This is a genomic window from Paenisporosarcina sp. P4_E4_2 (assembly GCF_056401595.1).
The window spans coordinates 1-5608 of the sequence record NZ_JBFUJC010000204.1 but is presented as its reverse complement, the minus strand read 5'-3'; the positions used below and the strand labels follow the sequence as shown (position 1 = coordinate 5608).

7 protein-coding genes are annotated in these 5608 nt (G+C 43.7%); all 7 read right to left on the bottom strand.

All coding sequences use genetic code 11. From position 1 onward, the window contains the following. Positions 1 to 111 precede the first annotated feature (111 nt). Positions 112 to 852, bottom strand: coding sequence for a 3-oxoacyl-ACP reductase FabG (fabG, locus tag AC1DSB_RS13425; RefSeq protein ID WP_477532623.1), 741 nt, complete (start codon positions 850 to 852; stop codon positions 112 to 114). A gap of 11 nt (positions 853 to 863) precedes the next feature. After that, positions 864 to 1748 (bottom strand): intracellular short-chain-length polyhydroxyalkanoate depolymerase, encoded by an 885-nt coding sequence (gene phaZ / locus AC1DSB_RS13420; protein WP_477532624.1) that lies wholly within the window; start codon positions 1746 to 1748, stop codon positions 864 to 866. 13 nt (positions 1749 to 1761) lie between these two features. Beyond that, positions 1762 to 2772, bottom strand: a complete 1011-nt coding sequence (locus tag AC1DSB_RS13415; RefSeq protein WP_477532625.1) for a 3-oxoacyl-ACP synthase — start codon at positions 2770 to 2772, stop codon at positions 1762 to 1764. Continuing rightward, positions 2772 to 3773 (bottom strand): branched-chain amino acid ABC transporter permease, encoded by a 1002-nt coding sequence (locus AC1DSB_RS13410; RefSeq protein WP_477532626.1) that lies wholly within the window; start codon positions 3771 to 3773, stop codon positions 2772 to 2774. The genes AC1DSB_RS13415 and AC1DSB_RS13410 overlap by 1 nt, the downstream gene beginning before the upstream one ends. Before the next feature lie 4 nt (positions 3774 to 3777). Further along, positions 3778 to 4638: a branched-chain amino acid ABC transporter permease gene (locus tag AC1DSB_RS13405; protein WP_477586882.1), complete on the bottom strand. Its 861-nt coding sequence runs from the start codon at positions 4636 to 4638 to the stop codon at positions 3778 to 3780. 12 nt (positions 4639 to 4650) lie between these two features. Beyond that, positions 4651 to 5358, bottom strand: coding sequence for an ABC transporter ATP-binding protein (locus AC1DSB_RS13400; protein WP_016427196.1), 708 nt, complete (start codon positions 5356 to 5358; stop codon positions 4651 to 4653). Next, positions 5336 to 5608, bottom strand: a 273-nt coding sequence (locus AC1DSB_RS13395; RefSeq protein WP_477586881.1) for an ABC transporter ATP-binding protein C-terminal domain-containing protein, incomplete at its 5' end; no start/stop codon positions are given. The genes AC1DSB_RS13395 and AC1DSB_RS13400, both read right to left, overlap by 23 nt.

The window sequence follows — 5608 nt, the reverse complement described above, 5'->3', positions numbered from 1 at the left end:
TACGTCCATTGCTGGTCACTATCGATATCAACACAGGCAAGACGGGAGGGTGCCAATAGTGCTCGTTTTAAAAACCAGGATTGATCATTATACATACGTACCCTTCCTTTCTTACATCATAATGCCACCGTCAACATGCAGAACATGCCCATGAACATAATCCGATTCTGACGATGCGAGAAATAAATAGGCATTAGCAATATCTTTCGGTACAGCCAATCGTTGCAATCCAACAATCGATCTCATTTGGTCAATGATTTTATCAGGCATTTTCTCGACCATTGCAGTCAAGGTGAATCCGGGTGCCACAGCATTGACATTGATGCCTTTGCGTCCCAATTCTTTTGCCCACGATTTGGTCATCCCTACGACTGCTGCTTTTGAAGCGGCATAATTGGTCTGTCCAACATTCCCATATACACCACTGACTGAAGAAGTATTAATAATTTTCCCTTTTCCTTTTTCGATTAAGTGTGGCAATACGCTTTGTGTACAGTTAAAGACGCCCGTTAAATTGACATCAAGAACCCTCTGAAAGTCAGCAATGTCCATTTTCGCAAGCATCGCATCTCTGGTGATGCCGGCATTATTCACCAAAATATCAATGCCTCCGTAAATTTCAACCGCTTGTGCGACCATGTGCTGGACACTGTCGCGATCCGCCACATCGACTTGAACGAACGTGACATCATAGCCTTGCTCTTTTAACTCTTCCGCTGCTTTCACTCCGGTAGATTCATCATAATCTGCTAGAATGACACGAGCTCCTTCTTGGGCGAAGCGCTCGACTGATGCGTAGCCGATTCCATTTGCCCCACCAGTGATAATCGCAACTTGCTTATCTAAACGCATATAGTAGCCTCCTAACCTAAAAATTCTTCGATTCGTTGTGTCAGTTGCGGCAAATCATCGATGAGCGGTGAATGCCCTGTATTAGTTAATGGAATATAAGTGGCGTTTTCCCCAAGGTCTTCCACGATTTCCTGTGTCATCTCTTCAGATACAACATAGTCACGATCGCCTCTTAAAATTAGTACTGGAATGGTGACATCCTTGGATTGATTTGTGCCTTGACTTAGCCCGTTATGAACATTGCTGATATTGAACGTGTTTAATGAATGGTAAACGTCCGCCAAATTGCGTTGCGTCAGCATATCCGATACATATTCATCGTATTTTTTCTCGTCAGGCTGTTTATGTGTATAAATCAGTGCATTCCAGAGTCCTTTTAGTCCTTCACGGTTTTGCGTATCATATAATCCTTGTACGGCTTTTGTTTTTCCTGCATCATTTTCCACTTCTTCGATAGATTGAAGACGAGTTTGCAAATCGGGTGTTCCATCTGCCTTTGTCCCGGAGAATGGATACCCACGGGTTGAAGCGGAAGCAAGCAGGACGAGTTTCTCACAGTATCTTGGGTTGTCAGCGACAAATTGCATACAGATTGCCCCCCCTGTGGACCAGCCGACTAAATGAAATGTTTCAAGTCCGAGTGCATCCACGAAACCTCTCAAGTCAGCGGCAAAATCAGCTATTCCTTGAACACGAGTATGGTAACTTGATTCCCCGAAGCCTCTCAGGTCCAGCGCATACAGTTTATATTTTGGATCCAGAGCATCAATCAACACATCCCAGTGCAGAGAAGAAGTCATATTTCCATGAACGAGGACGACAACTTGCTCTCCACCGTAACGTTCACGGTATGAAATCGTTTCGCCATTGTCGAGTAAAATTTTTTGCATTGCCATATTAAATCTCCCCCTATTCAGAACCCCATTTGATTGTTGTTGCTCCCCACGCATAGCCGATACCAGCACTAACCAATACGACAATATCTCCTTTTTGAAGCTTTCCTTGTTGTTGTGCGAGCTGCAAAGAAATGATTTGATCCATTTGGCCAATATGACCGTATTCATGCAAGTAAATGGACTGGTCTTCCGTTAACCCCAGTTCATTGAGCACGTAGTCATGTGCTGATTTTTTCATGTGGAGCATGGCAACGTAAGAAATATCTTGTTCTGTATATCCGCTCTTCGACAAAGAGTGTCGGATGACCTTCAAAAAGTTTTGCATTGATTTTTGTTCCAGACGTTTTTTCATTCCTTCTGGATCGGTGACATCGAGTCGATAAGAGCCCGACGACAACACTTCATTCGTCAGTGGCATTTTCGTCCCTCCGACTGGTACCACGACATCTTCCGAAAAGGATCCATCGGTCATGATATCCGATTCAAGCAAAATATTGTGGCCATGATTCTTTTTCAAAATCATCGCGCCACCTCCCGCTCCGAGATTGAACATGAAGCGGGTCCGCTCGTTTGTATAATCGATGAAATCCCCATTTCGGTATCCACCTGCAAGCAGGACTGTGTCGATAGAATCGTCTGCAAGCATCAAACTTTGAGCCAATTTAAGTGCCAGTATGGTTGTGCCGCAACGCAGTGCGATATCAAACCCCCATGCATGAAATGCGCCGATTTCTTCCTGTGTTTTAATGGCTGCGGTCCATAGTGGGTATTCCTTATGCTCTTCGCCTATATAGATCACGCAGTCAATTGATTTAGGATCGACATGACCTCTGTCTAAAGCATCCTTTGCTGCCCAGATACCCATCTGAACCGTATGATCGTCAGGACCTGGAATCGGTTTTTTCGTAATGCCCATCTTATCTTTGACTACCTGTAAAGGTACCCCTGAGGCTAAAGAGATTTCTTCTGCTGTCATGGAATGAGTAGGTATGTAAAGACCTGTGCTGACGATACCAATTTGCATTACAATCCCTCCGTGCCGGACGACGACTTTTCAAGTACTGCGGGGTTTTTTCGTTTGTGAATTGCTTGTCGGACGGTTCCCACAATACCTAAAGGGAAGAATATTACCGCTAGGATATAGACAATTCCGAAGAAAATGATCCATCGTTCAAAAATCGGATAGTCCTTAGCCATTCCGGATAAATAATGTTGAGATAATTCGATTACACCAGCTCCAATAATTGGACCGATCAATGTCCCGACGCCTCCGATAATGGTCATGAGCAACGCGTCCAGCGTGATATCCATCGTCAATACACTTGTATTCACGAATCGTAAACTTACCGCATATAAAGAACCAGCCAAACTTGCCACAATGCCAGCTACTACGGAGGCAATCACTTTATAGTGTAGGGTTTTGAATCCGAGTGATTTTGTTTCCTGCTCGTTTTCGCGTACCGCTACCAGCACTTGACCCATCGGAGATTGCACAAATCTTCTTAATAACAAATACACCACAACAAGGCACACGAGTGTAACGAGATAGAAAACCATACGATCTTTGAAGAATTCCGGTGCGCGGAACGTGAAACCATCATTTCCTGATGTCAGACTGCGCCATTTTTCTGCTAGTACGAGAAATAATCCAGATACAGCAAGTGTCAGCATGGCAAAGAAATGACTTTTCAGACGCAGTGTCATCAAACCGACAATAAAGCTGACGACACCTGCGAGGAACATGCCGGTTGCGATTGATAATATGAAGACACCGATGGTCGGTTCCATCCGGTCCAGCATGACAGCGGTGGTATAGGCACCCATTCCAAAGAACATTGCGTGTCCGAATGAGACGATGCCTGTATAGCCAAGTAAAATGTCATAACTCATGGCCAAAATTGAAAAGATGAAAATTTGCGTCAATAATATTGTCCAAGTCCTGGAATCCGTTACAAAAGGGAAGATGAACAACACAATCGCGATAATGGATAGAAAAATATTGTTCCACTGAAATTTACTTGTCATGTCTTCACCCCTTTGCCTTGAATAATCCTTRCGGACGGAATATTAATACGACGGCCATCAGCATCATGTTGACGGCTAACGAAAGTGATGGCACGTAATACGCCATAAAGCTTCCAGCTAAGCCTACTAAAATTGCTGCAAGCAGTGATCCTGGAAAACTGCCCATCCCTCCGATAACCACGACAATGAAACCTAAGATGGCAAATTCCATGCCCATCTCTGCATAAATCACTCCTGAATACGGAGCCATCAGTGCCCCTCCGAGTGCTGCTAATGCAGCTCCGGCGATAAAGACATACAGAAATACATTTTTGATGTTGATTCCCAGTGTCTGCACCATTTCTTTGTTCATGACACCTGCGCGAACGATCAAGCCGATTTTTGTTTTCTTTAAGATGTATTGGAAAATCCCGAAAATCAGGAAACCAACCACAATGATGAAAACTCGGTATTTAATAATGATGACATCCCCAATTTCCCAGCTTCCCACTAAGTAGGGCGGAGTTTTTGCTGGAAGCTGATTAGGACCGAACACGACTTTCAAAAGCTCAGTTAAAACAAGCATGAATCCTAACGTTATTAAGATTTGTTGAATATGATTGCCATAGACAGGTGTGATGATCAATTTTTCCGTAATGAATCCGAGAATGATTCCCGTCCCGATTGCTCCGAGAATCGCCAGGCCAAAACTGTCTGTCAACGCATAAAACCAAACGGACGAGTAGGCTCCCCAGGCAAATAACCCTCCATGTGCAAAGTTAAGTACGTCCATCAAACCGAAAGTCAAGGTCAAGCCGGCAGCAAGAAGGAAAATTAACATGCCAGTGGCTAGCCCATTGATGGTTAAATTCAAGAGTAGTTCCATGACTGATCCTCCTTATCCGATTCCTAAATATTTTCGTTTCACTTGCTCGTCTTGGATTAATTCCTGCATTAGACCTGTCTGGACCGTTTTCCCGTCATCGAGGAGTGTATATGTATCACCGATTCGACTTGCCATCATAAAGTTCTGTTCGACCAAGACAATCGTTGTATGTTTTTTCATATCAATAATGGCTTCCATCACTTTTTCAATGACAATGGGAGCAAGACCTTTAGATGGTTCGTCAATCAGTAGCAACTGACTGTTTCCAACAAAAGCTCTAGCCATCGCAAGCATTTGCTTTTGACCACCTGACAAATGACCTCCGTCTTTTTTCCAGAATTTTTTCAAATCCGGAAAGAGGTTTAAGACATAGTCCTGTTTGGCCAAAGTGGCTTCATCATCTTTACGCATGGCCACTTTCATGTTTTCTTCAACAGTCAATGCGCCAAATATCCCCTGATCTTCTGGTACATAGCCAATGCCTGTATTCGCGATCCCATGTGTCGGTTTTTTGGTGATATCCTGACCTTTGAACGTGATTTGTCCTTTTGAAGCGGGAGTCAGTCCAAGAATGGTTTTCAACGTCGTCGTTTTTCCAGCCCCATTACGACCTAGCAATACGCTGACTTCTCCTTCTTTTGCTTCAAACGAAATGCCTTGTAAAATATGATATTGCCCGATATGGGTGTGGACCCCATCAACTTTGAGCATGGTGTTCATTGTAGGAGCCTCCTAAATAAGCATTTTGCACTGTTTCATTTTGCATAATTTCTTCTGGTGTGCCGTCTGCCAGAAGCGAGCCATTGAACAGCACCATAATGGAATCCGATAAATCCAGAATCATATCCATTTTGTGTTCAATCAGCAAGATTGTTTTATTCTCCTGTTGCTTTATCCGTTTGATGACTTCTAGAATGGCTGGTACTTCTTCGAGTGACATGCCTGCAGTCGGTTCGTCCAACAATAATAC